Below are 18,569 nucleotides of genomic sequence, written 5' to 3' on the forward strand. Positions count from 1 at the left end.
TATGTCAATTTCAGCTTCCTTTCCGCGATCGCTTCTTGAAAAAACGCAAGAAGATAAGCTTGCCTATTTTCTATCTTACAGAGCGGCGCATCCACACCTTATCGAAGCAACAGACAGAGTTATACGTACTATACAAGAGCCTGCGGGAGCATCTTTCATCTTCGTTTATGGTCCAAGCGGTATTGGTAAAACAACAATGCGCCTAAGAGTTGAGCAGATGTTGATCAAGCAAGCATTACCTACGCTAGAAACTGACCGATGTCACATTCCAGTAGTTAGTGTTGAAGCTGTTGGAACAGAATCTACTCAATTCAATTGGAAAGATTATTTCACCCGTTCTTTGATTTCATTAGAAGAACCACTAATTGATTACAAAGTGCATTATGGCTCACGGGGCGTTCGTCGTAATAATCAAGGGGAATTCACTATTGACCCAAAAATTACTTCACCAGAACTACGCCTAGCCTTTGAGAATGCTTTAAAATACCGTCGCCCAAAAGCTTTTCTAATTGATGAGGCGCAGCATATGCAAAAAATGGCTAGCGGTCGTCGACTCCAAGACAATCTGGACTGTTTAAAGTCTCTTGCAAATTTAACAGGAGTTCAGCATGTACTATTTGGCACATATGAACTATTGATGTTCCGCAATTTAAGCGCTCAGTTGAGCAGACGCACTGTAGACATTCATTTTCCACGATATCAAGCTGGAATTAGCGATGATGTTGAAGTTTTCATGAGTGTTCTGCTGACTTTTCAGCGCCATCTACCGGTGGAAGAAGAGCCAGACTTATTGGCACTTTGGGAATACTGCTATGCAGGTAGCCTTGGTTGCATAGGTATTCTTAAAGACTGGCTAACGCGTGCCCTCAAAGTTTCATTAGATGAGGGAGCCAAGACATTAACTCTAAAACATTTAAAGCAAAGAGCTTGGTCAGTTGCTCAACTTCAAACAATGTTAAAAGAAATTCAAGAGGGTGAAAAGCAACTCACAGAAGGTGCAGAAAAGCATAAACAACTCTATCAATCTCTTGGACTTACTGAAGAATTACCTATTGAATTGAACAATTCTTTATCTAATAACGCAAACGATCTACAAGAGAAAGTTTCAAAATCACCGGGGCGAAAAAAGAATGTAGGTAAGCGTAACCCTAAACGAGATCCAGTAGGAGGAGTAGAGCCAAATGCTAGTTGACAAACTTATTACTTACGAGTCTTGGGATCTAGAAAAAGCAAGTATTCCATCTCACAGCCGTTTATACGCATTGGAACCGATTGGAGTCGGAACACCTTATGTGGAAAGCCTAACAGGCTATATTGCTCGATTAGCGCAAGAGCATTGTGTACCTACAGGAATATTAGTCTTGAGCGAACTAGGACCATTTATTAAGGAAGGATATATCTTTAATAGTAAAGATAAACGCTGGGAGCAAATCTTTGATCGTGGTACGGCAAAAGCTCTGAACGGAGTGAGCAAAGGGGCTGTAAGAGCTATTCAAGGGCTTGAATCATTAACTTTGCGTAATGACCTGCGTTTTCTGACAATGCTCACCTGGATAGAAGTAATTCCTTTACAAAACCTACTTCGTTCTGTAAAGGCTTGGTGTCCAAGCTGCTATGAAAATTGGCGTTCAACTGAACAGATCATTTATGAGCCACTTCTCTGGTCACTAAATGATGTGACGATATGTCCATATCATTATCAATATCTCTGTACTCACTGCCCATACTGTCATAAAGAAAATAGGCTGTTGGCTTGGAGTTCAAGACCGGGTTACTGTTCAGAATGTGGAGAGTGGCTTGGCATTTCTCCACATTCTGATTCAGCAGATAATAATATCAAACTTACAGAAAATGAACTGAAGTGGCAGATGTGGGTTACAGAGAACCTTGGAAATTTAGTTTCCGCTACACAGAATTTATCTCCACCGCCCAAAGGAAAAATTAGCAAAATGCTTTTTGCTTATGTCAATGTCCTTACAAATGGCAATATAACTCTATTTGCTCAAAATCTAGGTATGGGTATAGTTCAAACCCATAGATGGTGCATTGGAAAATACTTACCGATAATCAACACACTTTTGCAAATTTGTTTTTATTTGGGAACATCACTGCTGGACTTTCTCACTACAGATGCCATTAATACAGATCATTGCACCATAATCATACGAAATCGGAATCAAACCAACAGGAAGACAAGAAGTAGTTACAAAAACTCAGAACAAATAAAGCTTGAATTAGACGCTGCTCTGATCGAAAACCCTCCGCCATCTCTGGCAGAAATTGCTCGACGTCTTGGCTATAAGCGAACTACCGTTTTTTACTATCATGCTCAAGATTTATGCCCTGATATAATAGCACGGCATGCTGATTATCAAGTTGCTAAACGCCTAAAAAAGATGCAGTCGGAATTAGAAGCAGTACTCAAAAGTCAAGAGTACCCACCACCATCTATGAAAGAGGTTGCCAGACGTTTGGGTAAAAAATCTGTACATAGCCTACCCAATAATTTCCCAGAATTATGTAGTGCAATTTCAGTACGATACGCTAGTTATGTCCAAGAACGCCGAACAGAACGGGTTAAAAAACAGAGTCAGGAAGTTCGACAGGTTGCGCTTCAGCTTCATTTGGAAGGTGTAGAACCCACTGCTAGCAGGATTTCAGTACTTCTCAAAAAGCCCGGATCGATATTACAGAAACAGGTTTTTGCAGCAGTACGCGAAGTGCGACGTGAACTCGGTTGGGAAGAATGAGGTCACTGTTCAGAAAACAACAAGTGCAGGGAAACCGCGAAAATTACATAAACCCAGACATTTTTACACACAGTATCAGTATGGCTGATGCGAATTTGAGTCAGGATGAAGAAGTTTAGGAGTAAGCTTGCTAACTATATATGAATCTTGGGATTTGAGGCTACCTTTAATGCCACCGCGTAGTCGTCTATACCAAATAGAACCTTTTGGTATAGGGACACCGTTAATAGAAAGTTTGACTAGCTACCTTGCTCGATTGGCTGAGGCTCACTGCCTATTTCCAGGAGTTTTAATGGAAAGAGAACTTACCCCAATTCTTAATAAGGCTTATGGAAGTACAAATTTACATAAAATCTCGAATTTTACGGGGGCACTAAATGGTACAGGTGTCATGGCTGCTGACTTAAGTAAAACTATCCAAACCTTGACTCTACGCACTGATCTTCAGTTTTTGACATTGCTAACTTGGTCTGAACTACTAACGTCTAGGAATCTACTCCGTTCTACTCGATCTTGGTGTCCAGCTTGTTATGAGGAATGGTACACAACCAGTCAAGTAGTTTACGAACCTTTACTTTGGTCACTGGATGTAGTGAAAGTCTGTACGCATCACAAGCAAAATTTGAGCCAAAAGTGTCTTCATTGCTGCCAGACAAATTACACCCTGGCTTGGCGATCGCGACCAGGATACTGCTCCAAATGTGGGGAGTGGCTTGGGTTGCAAATAGACCTAGAACTTTGCGATCGCAAAGTTTCATCTGAAGCTAACCTAGAATTTGAAATTTGGATGGCATTTGCTATTGGAGAGTTGCTTGCCCATGCTCCGTCTTTAAATTTTCCTTTATCAAAAGACAGCATCGCTAAAGCTCTATGTGCTTACGCAAACCAAGTCACTAAAGGTAATATAGCCGCGTTTGCCCGTCAGCTTCAAATTCCTAGAAATACATTATGGCTTTGGTGCAAAGGAGAGAGTATACCTTCAATCAGATCACTTTTACAAATTTGCTACTGCCTGAAAATATCAGTATTAGATTTTTTAACACAAGGAGTAGAGTCTGCAAGTTCTCTTGAGACCATGCGACTACCACCATCTCAAGTGGCAACCAAAGCAAGAGCAACGAGTAAGGTATTTGATACTAATCGAGTCGAACAAGACCTGAAAGCAATAATAATGAGTGACGAGTCTCCACCACCATCAATGGAAGAGGTGGCTAGGCGTCTCAATTACGACAGAAGAACCATTTGCAAGCACTTTCGACATCTATGTACTGCTATTTCTACCAGATACCTCAATTATAGGAAAACTGACTATCTACAAACAATAGAGGAATGCTGCAAGGAAATACGACAAATTACGGTTAAGCTTCATAATCAGGATGAATATCCGACTGAGGCTCGTGTTTCAGCACTGATGTCTAGACCAGGCTTCTTCCGGTATAAAAAAGTGCGTGCTGCTCTAAACCAAATAAGGCAAGAACTTGGTCTTTAGAATCAAGAGGTAGAATTTGAGCAAAATTCATTGTCTTTCTCTACCTTTACTCCGTTTCATCTGAGTCGGAAAGGAAGCGAAAAAATTGGAAGCATAACTTTGCCGAATTAAATTGGAAGCATAAGCTTGCCATTGCGGCAAAGTTATCGTTCCACTCACAAAACAGGTTTTGAGTAGCTATGTTTTAATAGTGGAGCTAAGCGGATTCGAACCGCTGACCCCCTCAATGCCATTGAGGTGCGCTACCAACTGCGCTATAACCCCAAAAATACTATTTAGATAAGCTTAAAAAGCTTACTAATTAGTTTTATAAATTCTATTAGCTTTATTATTATGCAAGTTTATGTAATTTAAGTCAAGACACCTATATTAAGTTATGTAAGTTATGTGGATGCGATCGCCATCAGTTACGCTTGTTATCAAAATGCACTGTCTGTGAAAAACCCTTTCCTATTCTGACTTTATGGATAAACAGACAATGCCAGCGATGTTTTACATCCTTTGCAGAAATGGCAGAATATCAAAAGCGCCACTCTGTTCTCAACAGTGTCAGCTAAATTTAATGATAAGTATAGCTGAGTGCTGAGTACTGAGTAAAAATCCAGTTTTTTCAAGACTTTGAGCAATCAACACTGTCCTAATCTGTGTGACTACGGCTATATTTCTGATTTCCATTCAATAAAATTCTAGGAAATCTTAATCTAAAATAACCTTTAAATACTTTTATACCAACTTTCATGGTAATTTAATGACTATTTTGGATAGTCATTGGATAGTCAAAGGAGAGTTAAAACAAAGATTCAGCTTTCATGACCACCAATGTACAAAACCCTTATTTAGTCTTACTTTTTAAAGTGGCTCAGGTCGGAGTTGAACCAACGACCCCAGGCTTATGAGTCCCGTGCTCTAACCAACTGAGCTACTGAGCCATGTTTTTCAAAATCATTAATTAATATAGCATGGAAATTTGCTCAAGACTAGCCTTTTTTGTAATTTTGTTAGAACTTTCATGCCTATTGAGGTAACAGAAAACAGAAGAGGGAGGAAACTCCCTCAACTAACAAGGCAATAATTTAGTTACAGACAGCCAATTATATGCGTTCCGGTAACATAGCTATTGGGTTAACAGCACCCTTGCCTGATGGATGGATTTCAAAGTGGGTGTGTGGTCCAGTACTGTGACCAGTGCTACCCATTAAAGCAATTGTTTCTCCCTGATTTACTGCCTGACCAGGTTGCACCAGAATCTTGCTGTTATGAGCATAGCGAGTCGTGCTGCCATCAGGATGGCGGATTTCGACGAGGTTGCCGTAGCCACCATTGTTCCAGCCAGCTTTTAGTATCGTCCCCTCAGCTGAAGCGACAACTGGCGTGCCAGTGGAGTTAGCAACGTCAATTCCTTTGTGCATTCTACCCCAGCGCCAACCATAGCCAGAAGTCAGGGTTCCCTTTGCTGGCCAGGTGTAAGCTAATGTTGAGGAAGATGGAGGAGGTGTAAGTTCGTCAATGGGTCTGGGAAGATATTGATCCACTGCTGCCAAAGGCGGTAAGACCTGTGGAGAAACTGTGGTTCCTCGCATCTTTCCTAAAGAGTCAGAGGCATTTACTTTTCTAGAAGGCGTTGCCACCCTTGTGGCAGATTGAGTCCGAGAGGGAGTCCACTGGCTAGCAGAACCTAGATTAGGCAAAAATTCTGGGTTTACTGCTTCGGCAGGCCGTACAGTAGTACGGAATTGGGGCTTAATTGGCTGAACGCTATAGTTAGCCCGAATCGGTGTTGGAACTGGAATTGGTATTGCTACACTATTGGGCCTAGATGCAGGGTTAGGTTCACTGAAATTATTGGGCGTAGAAATAGGAGTAACCATAGCAGCATTATTTGCTTCAATCGCTGCTGCTGGCACAACTAAATTACCAGACTGTTGAGCGCGATATTTCTGCTGTAACCTCTGGATTTCCGCTTGTAAGCCCCGCAAACGGTCATTATTGTTATTGTTTCCTCTTGCTACCCTATTTGCTGGTGTCTTAGGCTGTTGAATTTCGGCAAAAGCTTGTGGCACTGGAATGTCACCACCGACGCCATAAGACTTAGCTGTAGGGGGGGCAGTTTCTAAGTCGGTCGCACTATTTGCCTGAATCTGTACAGTTACCGGTGTAGGGACGGTAACGCTACTGTTGTCGGCAATAGTTGGTGATGGTGAACTAGGTAGATATGAGTTAGCGCTGCCAATATTCAAAGGTGAGCTAGCTACCTTTGGAGTTTTGCTAGACTCTACAAAAGTGGGCTGACTCGCTACAGTTGCGTCAACTTGAACAGCAGGAATTTGAACAGCAGGAGTTTGAACAGCAGGAGTTTGAACAGCAGGAATAACTAGTTTTTGACTAATTCGCAGTTCATTGGGATTATTGAGGTTATTTGCCTTAACTAGTTCTGATACTGAAGTGTTGTATCTGCTGGCGATCGCTGCTAGTGTATCTCCAGGTTTAACTTCGTAAGCTGTATGTGCCGAGGAGGCAATCATTATTGGCGCCGCTGGTACAGATGCACTTGTCTGTGTCTTCTGTTTTAACCTCGATATTAGGTTCGCTTGGCTTGCATCGCTAGAAGTGTCTAACTGGGATGGTAATGCAGTCTTCTCAACCACAGTTGTCGGCTGCACCAATGCTATATCAGCTTGTGATAAATTTTTGGTCTCTCCAGACTGCAACTGCGCCAGACTCTTTCTTAAACGGTTCGATTTTTCTTGTAAGCGATTTAGTGCGAACTCTTGTTGCGCCTTAAGTTGTGCATTTATTTCACTGTTGACTGCGGTTGACGTTGCCACTGTTTGTGGCTGGGCAGTTAGTAATGCGTTTGTAGTATCAACACTATCAGCACTATAGTCAGACAGATTATTGACTGTTGGAAAACTAGTTTCGGCTAAGGTATTGTTCAATCCCTGTGCCACTTGGGGCTTCAGGTAGGTGGAATTTTTATAACCTGCGTTTGTTTTAGAAAACGTGTTTGATGCAGGAACTTGCAAAGATATTCCACTTGCTGCGACTTGCCATTTAGCTTCAAGCCCAGGCACTTGTGAGATTGCCGTTGGTTCCACGATTACAGGATTTTCCGGCACGCTCGCTGCTGAGACTGCTTGGGACTCCAGCTTTGTGGAGGCGAATTTCACCTCGGTGTCAGGAACAGCAGGAATAGTTGAGGTTGCCTTTTGGCTGCCTACTGGCACCGCTGCTTGGGCTTGATCGCTTTGTCGAGTCACCAAAAGGCTGGTTGCTCCCATAGAGATTGCCAAGCCAATCATCGCCGCTTTTGTCCGCACCCGGCTGTTAACTTTTGGATTCATCACATTTAGCAGTTCTACCGGGGCATCATCGCTGCTGGGGGTATTGTTCAACACAGCTTTTACTCTCTTTTTCAATGCTCGTTTCAAAGACGACCTCCTATGATCACTAGCGCTTAACTGACCTCAATTTTTCTGTTGGATACTAGTAAATGATTTAGATCACAACAAACGATAGATCAAGATCACATTCACCAGAGATGCTTACGCAAGATTAACCTGCTTCTCTGATTTAGACAAGTTCACATTTGTTAGCAAAACTTAAATTTTGCTGTGTTTACTTGTCCGAACCACTCCTAACACCACTTAGGACGATTTTACTCTTTACCATTATCCGCCCTTGTCTTGCGTCAATTGCGGGGACTGGACAAACTTATTTGCCAAGTCCAAGTCGCTGCTGAAAATTAAATTGCGGCGACTTCTGGAAAAGTTATGCCCCCTGCTGTAGATATCTTCAAGATATTTCTACCCCATCAGTCTTCTCAACACGAGACTTTACGTTGATTATTCCCTAAAAAACAACCGTATTAACTATCGGCTACTTTTGGGCTGATTTCTGTCATTGATTGAGCCAAAATAGCTCAAATGTAAGAAATGACTGGATTTTAGCAATTTCGTTCCTAGTTTAGAATGTTTTAAATTCATCAAAATCTATCATTCAAATTTGGCAATATCCCAAGTTTCATATACAAATTTCTTATAATAACCTTACTATACTTGTAAGTATCTTCCACTACATTTTGCGAATAAATACAATTTTCGGTATATTCTTTTACATATTATTGCTGTCACCAAGAAAATTTTTGCAATCACAAATAAATCTTCTAATAGGTTTCTGGAAAGCTTATAAGTAAATACACTTATAACCATAAATGTAAGCAACTATTCTAAATAGCCTAACTGACGACGGGTTTCAAATAAGCCAATGGCCACACTTACTGACAGATTCAAGCTGCGAACCCCCGGTTGGCTCATGGGAATATACAGGGTCGCATCGCAATCTGACAAAATTGCTGGTGGTAAGCCCGTGGTTTCACTACCAAACAGTAGCCAATCATCAGGTTGAAACTGAAAGCTTACATAATTACACTTTCCACGAACCGTATAACCCAACCACCTACCGCCACGCCCTTGATGTACGGTTTTAAAGGCTTCGAGGGATTCGTGATAGTGTAGTTTGACATAAGACCAGTAATCTAAGCCGGCTCTTTTGAGGTAGCGATCGCTAATTTCAAACCCCAAAGGCCCCACTAAATGCAACTCTGTACCTGTAGCTGCACAAGTACGGGCAATATTACCTGTATTAGGAGGTATCTGCGGGTTGACTAAAACTACCTGAGGCATTATCCGTATAATTTAAGTATTGTATAAAACAATTTATGGTCAATGTTAAATCTACCAAAAGGTAGAGGCTATTCATAGGTTTTGTTAATAATAATCAAGCATCCTCTATCGATTAGATTTTTTAAAGGAAATACAAACCATCCCAGATCAATGCCTGAGAGGAGATTTGGCTATTATCGGAAAATATTAAGTTTTGTGTAGAAAAAGTAAGTACTTGTGTCTTTTGGGGCTGGTAGTGACTGCAATAAAATCTTCCATTTGGTATGAAGACGAAAGTGGGGCAAAAAGGGGATAAGGGGATAAAACAAAGTGTTTTCTCAATGCTCAATCCCCAATGCCTTTTGAGTTAACCCAGCAGAGACGAACATAATTTGTCTTCGAGTTCGATTTCGCGCTCTTGGGTGGCGATAATAGCCTGAGTGATGACGCGCTGGGTGTCAAAACCAACCGTGTGTAATTGCAACCACTGTTGAGCTTCATTGCCTTCGCGGAGGATTTTGTGCAAAGGGGAAAGGAAACAGCTAAAACCTTGTTGCTTGGCGATTGCCCAAACATCTTGGTACATTTGAGCAATCCAATCTCTGGCTACGATGCTTCTGCCATCTTGCCAATGCCTCAACTGAGCATCAAGGCTACCAGCAGCAGCAGCAGCTTCGTTGTCAGCAGTCAGAGTAACAAGTTCTTCAGCAGAGAAAGTACTTTGGGTTAACGGATCGATGCTGGGATTTTCGATTATTTGCAACAAACGCGCTTCTAATAAGGCAGTAATAGCTAATAAGGCAATGGGATCTGTGACTAAATCGCAAATTCGCAGTTCTAGGCGATTCAAGTCATAAGGACGGCGATCGCCATTTGGTCGCACCGATGCCCACAAGTGCCGCACATTCTGCATGGTTCCGGCAACGAGTTGATGTTCTACCCACTGGATATGATCGGCGTGGCTGGCAAATAAGGGCACATGGCTAGGCGTTTGTGGAAAGACGCCCCAACGGGTGGAGTGATAGCCAGTAGCTTTGCCATCCAAGAAGGGAGATGAGGCGCTGAGGGCGAGAAATAGGGGCGCTTCCATACGGATGACTCGACACGCCCGCATTAATACTTCTGGATCGCTGATGCCGACATTGATGTGTACGCTGGCGGTAACTACTTTCGTGCCGTAGGTGTTCTCAATGTAATCATGATAGGGGTTTGCTGGATCGGAACGGAGAAAGCGATCGCCCCCACCCAAAGATAAAGTACTCCCCGGTATCAGGGTGTAATCGCCCAGACGATTGAGGTAGTTTCGCAACTCCCGCCGGGGACGCAGCAAAGCACACAACAAATTTTCGTAATTATGGGATGGTTGAGTTATGTATTCGACGTTGCGGCTATCTGGTTCGCGCATAAATCCATCCAAAGCCGCAACGATTTTGTCGGAGAGACCGACGATTTCACCTTGAGGCGTGCCAGTATACATCTCAATCTCAAAGCCTTTTAATAAGACCACCTTGTTCTCCTCGGCTCTCTCTACCTATAAATTGTATCGAACAAGACGAATCTCTGGATCTATCTTTAAGTCAATCAAAGGTTAAGAATCATTTAATTGCCAATCCCCGCGAAATCAAGACGGCATATTTGTTCTGGGCTGTCTTTGATAAATTCTTACTATTGAAGTATGAAAAATATCCTAGTGTAGGTTAAGTACAGGACAAAATAAAATCATTGGGTGAATCACTCTCTTGAACAATCTTGAGACGTATAAATTGTGCCCATACTTCATCACTAAGTAAGTTTAAAGCAGTTTCGGGATTATTAATTGCGATCGCGCCGAGAACTTTACGCCATCCCTGTTGTAATAACTCAATAAAAGTCTCTTCAATAGAAACTTGACTCAGCAACGAAAGTGCAGTTTGAAAACTTGCTGAATCATCTGATAAATTTTTCGACTTTAATCCCTGTAGTGCTACATTCAACCATACAGGCAAAAGTTCAAACCAATTATTTTTCTGTATCTCTTTGAGTGCAATATCTTCCATACCTAGCGCACCCCATACACATAAAGACTCTAGCGCAAGTTTAGAATCGCGATTTTCTAGAGCATCTTGCCATAATTTTTGAGCGTGATTTTGGAAGCGATTAGCGAGAAATTCATAAGCTTCCTGGACTTGAAGGGGAATTGTCACTTTAAAAACTAACTCGCCTAGTGGTAAATAATTGCCGCGATAAGATAGCCAGTTATGAGATCCACAAAGATAGATTTCTCGATCAACTATTATTTCTTTGACATGGGAATCTCCCAACCAAAAAATCAGTACAGATGGTAAACCATCAGGCGTTTTGATCGCTCGAAGTTTTTTTTCTACTTCTGGTGGAATTGGTTTATCTTCATCTTCTTGTAGCCGTGCAATTCCATATCCAATTAAAATCCAAACTCTGCGATTAGCTAATTTTTGTAATAAATTTAGAAATTTTTCATTGACAACTGCCTGATTAACCCAAGGAGAATAAATTAAAATCTGACTTTTAGCCAAATTTAAAACGTCTGAAAAAGCTTGAGCAATCTGTCCATCGCGTAACTGTACAGCTTCACCTAACGCTTTATAGTTATCTATCTCACTAGTATTTTTTGTGGCAGCTTCTAGCGCCTTTTGGCGAATATTTTCAAGTCTAGCTTCTATTTCAGTATTTTTCTGCTTGAAAATGGCTTGACGTTCAAGATTGATGGTTTCAGTTGACAATTTACATAATGCTTGCAAGGATATTTTACCTTCAGTATGTAACACTTTTAACCAGTTAGATGCTGACTCTAAAATTTGCTTTCCATTTCTTATTTGAATAGTCAATTTATCTTCAAGAGCATCAAAAATAATGAAAAGCGATATTTTTCTCCAAATTTTTTGAGTCGAAGCTAGTACCCTACAGGAAGTGACAATTTTTCCCTCCTCTGGTGTATGAAGTGCTAAACCTGAAGCTTGAATGCTTTTTTGAATTTCTTCAAGAGGTAAGGAAGCAATATCAGCAATTGTATTATCAATAGTTATAAAGTCTGCTAAATCAGGCAAATTTATTACTGTCTCATTTAAGGATTCAGATTGAAAGGTTATCTTATCGCTTAAAGGGTCTGTAATAGCATAAATTTGTATAGGATATGGCGGCTGTGGTACAGACCCTCTTTCATAAAATGAGCGACCTTCAGGAGTAACTGTTAGTGGCGATGTTGGTGATAGAGTTTGTAAGGAACGAAGAGTTGTAGTAGTAGTTTTTATAAATACAGAATCAAGCCCAAGTACAGAGGCTAATTCATCCTCCGTTGGCGGAGGTTGAAATTCAATAGCAGCGCGGATAATAAATTCTTCAAGTACGTTAAACTGGCGGGGTTCCTTGATATTTACTTCTACCTGAGTTTGACGCAAACTATAACGGAATTCACGCGCTGCTAAAACTGATAAACTAGGACTTTGCGCTTCTATTTCGTCTACAAAATTATTGAGACTGTCATCAATCGGTTTAGCAGAAGAGGCGAAAAACATCAACGGAATAAGATTGGATAATTGAATTTGTACAAATACTTGTAACCCATGAGGCAAACTACTTTTATGCTTTCAACAACTCTTGGCGATGACTAGACCACCAAGCAAATCCAGCACCAGTCACAAACATTAGCAGACTATAAATTGCCCCAGGCATGGCCATTGTGGGAGTATTTAGCAGCATAGGGGTAGAAGCGATCGCGATCACCAGAGTCCCATTTTGAATTCCTACTTCTATGGTAGTTGCCGTAACGCTTTTTTCTCCTAATCGGGTTAAGGTTGCGATCGCAAAACCTAAAGCCATTGCTACTATATTCAAAACCAGAGTTCCCCAGCCCACATCTATTACATAAGAAATAAAATTATTCCGTTCTCGCAACAGCACTCCAGTAATTACCACCGTTAGGAAAAATAAAGACAGCCACTTTACAGGTTTATCTGCCAGCCCGGGTGCATATATACCTAACATGATAATAAATAGAGCCAAGGGTAGAAAAACAGCCGTCAGAAAATTTGCTTCCATTCTTAACCCGCGTTGGTAACAATAAAAGTTCTTCTGGATTTTACCGTATTCCCATTAAAATTCTAGTTATTGCTTGTGACAATCAATATAATTAACCACAAATAAACATAAATTCTCATAGAAGCGCACAGATGTACGCCCCTAAGCAAGCCTATATTTAATTCAAATGAGAATCGCTACAGCAGGCAGGCTTCATGGAAGATGAGTGGTTTGTACCTCTTCTAAGGATGGTGGAGATTTAGAAGAACTAGCGCTACTTTCTGGTGCTGAAAGTTCATCATTTCCAACTCCATCCCATGAATAATTGCAGATTTTAGTGCGAAGTAATGTACCAAATGTCAGGTTAATTACTACAGCGAAAGAATCGATAAAAATTAGATTCAAAAAGCGATCAATCATTAGACCCCCTTGAGCTAAATTGAGCATCAAGTGATAGTTGCTTTCTTACTACACATGCCACAATATCTTTTCCAGAAATGTGTCCGGCTAAATACTAAACCTCTTGTAAAAATATATTTTTGCCCTCTTAGGGAAAAGCGTAAAGGTTAAAGGGAAAGGATTTTGAGTTTCTTTACCCTTTTCCCCTTCACCTTTACCCCGACTTTCGCAAGAAGTTTACTGATCATTTAGACCGCCAGTTCTTGCTGGAGCAGGGAGAAAAAGGCTTTTGCGATTTGTGTACAGATTAATCTAAAAATAATTTGGGAGAATTTATTTTTTAGAAGTCTGTTAAGGGATTGACGGCTGTTGCAAATTAAGTTCTTGGAATGCTTCAGAAGACTCTTGCAATTGCAAGCTACCAGCAGATTTACCGTTGATTTGTAGAGTGTATTTACCCTGTGGCAAGCCTTCTAAATAATAGACTCCAGCACCGTTGGTGACAGAAAAACGCCGAGTCCCCCGATCTGGTTGTATGGCTTCTACTCGTGCGCCTGCGATCGCTTGGCCTTGAGCATCTGTGACTACCCCCGATCGCGTGTAAGAACGAATGAGCGGAATCATCACAAGGGTATAACTCCCAGCAATCACATCAACAGCTAAGGATTCGGCCGCAGCCTGCCAATCAGGAGGTAAACCTGCTGGATCGAGGTCGAGGCGATAAACGCCAGGAGACATCCTTACCAAAGTGCGATCGCCCTGGATTTGTGGTGAAAATAACTTAAGAGGTTTATTGTTCAAAGTCAACAATAAATCAGCGTTATCTGTATAAACTTCTTCCCCTCGATCTTTTTTGCCGTTATTGTTCCGGTCAAAAAATGGCTTAATCAAAAGTCCGCCTTGTGTACGGAAGTAATTAGAACGGCGATCGCCTGGACTAATACCCCCTTGCAAATTCAGGCTAGAAGCTAAATCTATGCTGAAAGTTGCTTCATCAGAACTCGGCGATACTCCTTGATAACGCGCCCGTAGTAGCAAACCTGGTAAAACTGTCGTTGATAATGTGGCTAGTAGTCCACTACCCTGAGAACCAATACCATAGCCCAACTGCGCTTCCCACCTATAGTTACCATCAATCGCCTGTTGTTGTGAACGATAGCGCCAACTCACACTTACCAAGCTGTCGCTACGATTTTGATTCTGTGTTTCATAATTTAACAGCAGGGTGCTGCCACTATTAGAAAAACTATTTTTAGAAAATTTGTAAGTCAATTCCGACAAACTGCTAATTTCATTACCGCGTTGCGTTAATTCTAGTCTCCCAAGACGTTGCAACAAATTCCAGCGCAGACGGTTTTTAGTATCTAAGCTGACACGGGCAAAGGTAAAGGCATCTTTGCCACTCAAGTTAATTTGCATTCCACCAGATGTTGCATCAGCTGTGTCAGTACTGGCGAATAAGGTGAATTGAGGCAAAACTCGCCAATCTAGATTAAAACGGCTAGACAAGCGATCGCTAATAAATGCAGCACTCAAGCTAGAAGATGGATTATAGCGAATATCTGTATTCACATCCCACTTATTACCCGTAAGTGCTGAAACTGCTACCTGCAAAGGTAACTTTCCCGGACGCCAAAATAATTCTGCTAAGGCTCTAGGCGATTCGTCGTACACTCCACCTAAGCCTACTGTCAGATTTTCCGATAAACCCCAACGCCCAGCTATTCCGCCCCGAAAGTCAGAAAAGTTGCCCAACAAACTTTGATTTCCCACAAAATCCCGTCGTAAGCCACCAGAAACGATAAGTGCTGAAGCACCTGCTGGTAATTGTCCTGGGACTGTAGAAAAAGTAGCTTCTTGAATTTCTGGTTGTGCGGTGAGTCGTCCTTGGGGATAAAGCAAGACGCGATAATTGTTGCCTAAAAACTGATTTTGGCTTTTAATATTTTCAAAGCGGTAAATGCCAGACGAATCAACTAAAATTTCGGCAATCACGCGATCACCAAAACCTTGTACTAATCGAGCTAATGTACCTGGTTCAGTCTTACCGGAAATTGTGCGTCCAATAGCATCTGCTTGTAAACGTTGGCGAGGATCAGAAGAACCGCCACCGAAGGGTTGAGGTGGTACAAACCCCTGTCGTTGAATGGATGTAAAACCCCAATAGTCTCCTGTTCCTTGAGTTTGCCAAAACGTTGGCTGGGAACCTATAAAATAATCGGCTGAATTAGTTTGTCGCAGAAACTGCGCTTCGGCAATATTCCAAGTTTGTGGATTTTCTAGATTTGGTTGATCCGTGCGGATGAACCACGAACCACCGAAAGCACTACCAACAGCCAGGAGATCACCTCTATAATTTGTTGATCTGGTAGCACTACCGCTAGCATTTACCTTTTGTTCAATTGCGGCGACACTAAACTTTTGAGGTGCAATGTGTGGTAATCCTTCTAGTTGAATTGGAGTTTCCGTTTCTGCCAGTTTGCCACTAGATTGATCTAATCCTGGAACATCTAAAACTATGGCGTATTCATTGATATCAAATTTCGCGGTTACGCCAAATAGAGTTTGTAAATCTTGAATTGTAAAGACTAATCCTAATTCTGGATCGGTGCGAAGTTTTTTTGGGTCGATGCGAGTCACAACACTAGGCGATCGCACTTCTAATTGACCATCAGGTAAAGTGGTAATATTTAATTTCAACCCTTGGATTACAGCATCATAGGGTAACAGCCAATTTGCAAAATCAATTGCTTCGGAACCATCTTCTTGACCACGCACTAAAATGCTTGGATTGACATTGCGGTTCCCTACATTCAATCCTACGGGAAAAACTTTAAATTCGGAATTATTAGCTACTTGAGCAGTTGTGGCCGTTGGCTGATTTGGAATTGCAGGCGTATCTGCCTTAGCTGGGGTGATAATAATTTGACAGATAAGAGCGATCGCAGCTAGCAGACATTTGCCTGTACTAGTTAATAACCGAAGTTGCACAAATTTTTTAGTTCTAAGTCAAATCTATTATCAAAATAGAGACATTGCAATGCGATGTCTCTACAACATATCATTCCCACGCAACAGGCAAAATTATCGATATTAATGCTGTATTTTACAGCAAGACTAATTCTCTCAAATCAGGCTATAGATGCCAGATTTAATTTGAATTTATTAATTACGAATTATGAATTATTACACAATCTATTTATTTGGTAATGTAGCTGATTGTGTAGGAATAGTAATATTTAGATTGAAGGGCAACTTACTTTTTTTACTGTCTTCACCCCAAAACAACTCACCACTAAGCTGATATTGACCGGGTTTGAGGGCTGGTTGGTCTTTGCTGGGGTAATTTAATAAGAAATTGCGATCGCTATTTGCCACCACAGCATTAGTATCTACCTGCCCAGTTTTGACAACAGTTTGCCCTTGACGTAAAATCCAATTTAAACTAGGGAGAACAGTTGCTTGACCGTTATTACGAACTAAAATTTGAATTTGTTTTTGCTCTGGGTTAAAGCTGGCACTATCAATCACTAATTGTGGAGAAAGATTGCCTTTTCTGACGTAAAACGTCACGCCAATTCGTGCCACCAAAGTAACGTTATTACCAGCAGCATCTTTGGATTCACTGAGAGTTTCATTAAACACTACCGCACGATATTCCCCATCAGGTAAATTAGGAGCCAAGCGGCTAATGAGGCGCACTCGCCGAACTTCTCCTGGTTTGACAGTCAACTCACGTGGTGAGAATTGTAGATATTTTGTCAGGTCACTGGGACTAGAGGATAAAGTTTGAAACCCTGCATCACGGCTATATGTGAAAGGTTGAGCATAGATCCGAATCCGAGAAGGAGTTTTACTGGTATTGGAAATTGTAATCATTCCTTGGGCTTGTCCGCGTTCTGCCTTGGCTTCAATCACCAGAGGAGAAACACTCATTTGTGCTTTAGCTGCAACAGGAAACAAAATTAGGGCGAATAAGCCAGCACTAACAGCAGCTAGAGAGCGCCAATTATTATTAAGCATATTTATAAATATGGCAGGATTGTCAATTTAATTCCTGATCTATAATTCCCAAAAGCAGACTTATTTTATCTCTAGGTAATCAGAAAAATATCTTGTCGCTTGAAGATTTATTCTCTAGCAACAAGATATTCAGCAATTATTTTTCTCAATCAATCTGAAGGAAAACTGGAAAAATTTTAGACTATGGCACGATAGTCAAGGTTGTCACATAGCTGTAGCTTCCAGGAACAAGAGGACTGCCTTTATCTACAATCATGTCTATATCCAAAGGCAAACCGCTACCAGAGGGTAGTAACACAGGACTACCACCCTGAGAACTCGTACTACCAAAAGGTGAGTTGATCATCCCGGCAGAGTGAATGGGTGTAAAGCCAGGGCCTCCAGTCTGCTGTGGTTTAGATATACTCACTCTGGCACCTTGGTTACAGCTAACAAAAACCTTACCAAATTGCCCTCCGGCAAATCCACCCGCTAGTGCAGTTGCATTAGTCTGCTGGTTAAGCCCTAATTTACCAGGAATAATTTGATCGAAGTTGCAGACACCACCGACATTTGCTGTAAAGGGAACGTCAGCAGTTTGTGCCATTGTTTTGGGTGCAACAGCAACAGAACCAACAATTATCAAAGCAGCGGTTAATAAAGAACGACGAATCATTTTTAAATCCTTCTCAAATGAATTAGAGTTCAATCAAACGAAGTATCAACAAAAAAGCAGTTATGGTGCGATGGTTAAGGTGACAACGTAGGTATAAATTCCTGGCGTAAACCCTACTGGTCGTTCTACTAACAAATTCACCTCTAGATTGGTGCTACCTGCTGGCAAAGTTGCGCTTCCACCACCAACATCACTGCGAACATTGGTCGAATCAAATTTTAAAAAGCCAATATGCGTTGTCCCAGATGGATCAGGACTAGGGCCAGATACAAGCCTGGGAGGAGAAACAGTAACGGTTGCAGATGTGCTGTTTTGTACACCTATAGTGGCGGGAGTTTGTGATTCCAACTTTGTCGAAATTCCGCCAGAATAGCTAGAAATAGTTGGTTCAGCAGTGCCAGAGGCAGGAGAAATAAAGGTAGCTTCAGCTGGAACTGTTCCACTGAACGGAACATCTGCACTTTGAGCTAGCACAGCTTGATCTAGAACGAATGCCTGCACGCTTAATGCACTTGCCAGCACCAGGCTAGAGGTTAACGCTAGACGGTAAAGCATAAAGA

At 41.5% G+C, this 18,569-nt stretch carries 13 protein-coding genes and 2 tRNA genes; 3 read left to right on the forward strand and 12 right to left on the reverse strand.

The window, feature by feature from the left end; translation table 11 throughout:
- Position 1 precedes the first annotated feature (1 nt).
- From RMY27_RS19805 to RMY27_RS19815, 3 genes are all read left to right on the forward strand, one after another.
- Positions 2-1,192, forward strand: coding sequence for an ATP-binding protein (locus RMY27_RS19805; RefSeq protein WP_322666064.1), 1,191 nt, complete (start codon positions 2-4; stop codon positions 1,190-1,192).
- Complete coding sequence (locus tag RMY27_RS19810) at positions 1,182-2,750, forward strand: TniQ family protein (RefSeq protein WP_322666066.1); 1,569 nt, start codon at positions 1,182-1,184, stop codon at positions 2,748-2,750. Before RMY27_RS19805 ends, RMY27_RS19810 begins: the two co-directional genes overlap by 11 nt.
- Before the next feature lie 127 nt (positions 2,751-2,877).
- Entirely contained in the window at positions 2,878-4,239 is a 1,362-nt protein-coding gene (locus tag RMY27_RS19815; RefSeq protein ID WP_322666068.1) for a TniQ family protein, read from the forward strand.
- 191 nt (positions 4,240-4,430) lie between these two features.
- Here the strand turns inward: RMY27_RS19815 and RMY27_RS19820 are convergent.
- From RMY27_RS19820 to RMY27_RS19875, 12 genes are all read right to left on the reverse strand, one after another.
- Positions 4,431-4,503 (reverse strand) — tRNA-Ala (locus RMY27_RS19820).
- 591 nt (positions 4,504-5,094) lie between these two features.
- Positions 5,095-5,168: transfer RNA gene (locus RMY27_RS19825), tRNA-Met, on the reverse strand.
- Positions 5,169-5,330: 162 nt separating this feature from the next.
- The gene (locus RMY27_RS19830) at positions 5,331-7,667 is read right to left on the reverse strand and encodes a peptidoglycan DD-metalloendopeptidase family protein (protein ID WP_322666070.1); all 2,337 of its coding nucleotides are present in this window, start codon (positions 7,665-7,667) and stop codon (positions 5,331-5,333) included.
- A 792-nt stretch (positions 7,668-8,459) separates the two neighbouring features.
- The gene (locus tag RMY27_RS19835; RefSeq protein ID WP_322666071.1) at positions 8,460-8,921 is read right to left on the reverse strand and encodes a tRNA (cytidine(34)-2'-O)-methyltransferase; all 462 of its coding nucleotides are present in this window, start codon (positions 8,919-8,921) and stop codon (positions 8,460-8,462) included.
- A gap of 346 nt (positions 8,922-9,267) precedes the next feature.
- Positions 9,268-10,407, reverse strand: coding sequence for a glutamate--cysteine ligase (gene gshA, locus RMY27_RS19840; protein WP_322666073.1), 1,140 nt, complete (start codon positions 10,405-10,407; stop codon positions 9,268-9,270).
- A 190-nt stretch (positions 10,408-10,597) separates the two neighbouring features.
- The gene (locus RMY27_RS19845) at positions 10,598-12,487 is read right to left on the reverse strand and encodes a hypothetical protein (RefSeq protein ID WP_322666075.1); all 1,890 of its coding nucleotides are present in this window, start codon (positions 12,485-12,487) and stop codon (positions 10,598-10,600) included.
- A gap of 7 nt (positions 12,488-12,494) precedes the next feature.
- A complete protein-coding gene (locus tag RMY27_RS19850) occupies positions 12,495-12,953 on the reverse strand; it encodes a hypothetical protein (RefSeq protein ID WP_322666077.1) in 459 nt (152 codons plus the stop codon).
- Between the two features lie 192 nt (positions 12,954-13,145).
- Positions 13,146-13,352: a hypothetical protein gene (locus RMY27_RS19855; protein WP_322666079.1), complete on the reverse strand. Its 207-nt coding sequence runs from the start codon at positions 13,350-13,352 to the stop codon at positions 13,146-13,148.
- 330 nt (positions 13,353-13,682) lie between these two features.
- Positions 13,683-16,322, reverse strand: coding sequence for a carboxypeptidase-like regulatory domain-containing protein (locus RMY27_RS19860; RefSeq protein ID WP_322666081.1), 2,640 nt, complete (start codon positions 16,320-16,322; stop codon positions 13,683-13,685).
- Positions 16,323-16,526: 204 nt separating this feature from the next.
- Positions 16,527-17,354: a P pilus assembly protein, chaperone PapD gene (locus RMY27_RS19865; RefSeq protein ID WP_322666083.1), complete on the reverse strand. Its 828-nt coding sequence runs from the start codon at positions 17,352-17,354 to the stop codon at positions 16,527-16,529.
- 181 nt (positions 17,355-17,535) lie between these two features.
- Positions 17,536-18,009 (reverse strand): hypothetical protein, encoded by a 474-nt coding sequence (locus RMY27_RS19870; RefSeq protein ID WP_322666085.1) that lies wholly within the window; start codon positions 18,007-18,009, stop codon positions 17,536-17,538.
- Positions 18,010-18,069: 60 nt separating this feature from the next.
- Positions 18,070-18,564: a hypothetical protein gene (locus tag RMY27_RS19875; RefSeq protein WP_322666087.1), complete on the reverse strand. Its 495-nt coding sequence runs from the start codon at positions 18,562-18,564 to the stop codon at positions 18,070-18,072.
- Positions 18,565-18,569 lie beyond the last annotated feature (5 nt).

It is taken from the genome of Nostoc sp. DedQUE09 (assembly GCF_034530915.1).
Lineage (GTDB): Bacteria > Cyanobacteriota > Cyanobacteriia > Cyanobacteriales > Nostocaceae > Nostoc.

What these genes read in the sequence shown, in the direction of transcription:
- RMY27_RS19810 (WP_322666066.1), top strand. Translation starts at nt 1,182, where the DNA reads ATGCTAGTTGACAAACTTATTACTTACGAGTCTTGGGATCTAGAAAAA.
- RMY27_RS19855 (WP_322666079.1), bottom strand. Translation starts at nt 13,352, where the DNA reads ATGATTGATCGCTTTTTGAATCTAATTTTTATCGATTCTTTCGCTGTA.
- RMY27_RS19870 (WP_322666085.1), bottom strand. Translation starts at nt 18,009, where the DNA reads ATGATTCGTCGTTCTTTATTAACCGCTGCTTTGATAATTGTTGGTTCT.
- RMY27_RS19850 (WP_322666077.1), bottom strand. Translation starts at nt 12,953, where the DNA reads ATGGAAGCAAATTTTCTGACGGCTGTTTTTCTACCCTTGGCTCTATTT.
- RMY27_RS19875 (WP_322666087.1), bottom strand. Translation starts at nt 18,564, where the DNA reads ATGCTTTACCGTCTAGCGTTAACCTCTAGCCTGGTGCTGGCAAGTGCA.
- RMY27_RS19865 (WP_322666083.1), bottom strand. Translation starts at nt 17,354, where the DNA reads ATGCTTAATAATAATTGGCGCTCTCTAGCTGCTGTTAGTGCTGGCTTA.
- RMY27_RS19835 (WP_322666071.1), bottom strand. Translation starts at nt 8,921, where the DNA reads ATGCCTCAGGTAGTTTTAGTCAACCCGCAGATACCTCCTAATACAGGT.
- RMY27_RS19805 (WP_322666064.1), top strand. Translation starts at nt 2, where the DNA reads ATGTCAATTTCAGCTTCCTTTCCGCGATCGCTTCTTGAAAAAACGCAA.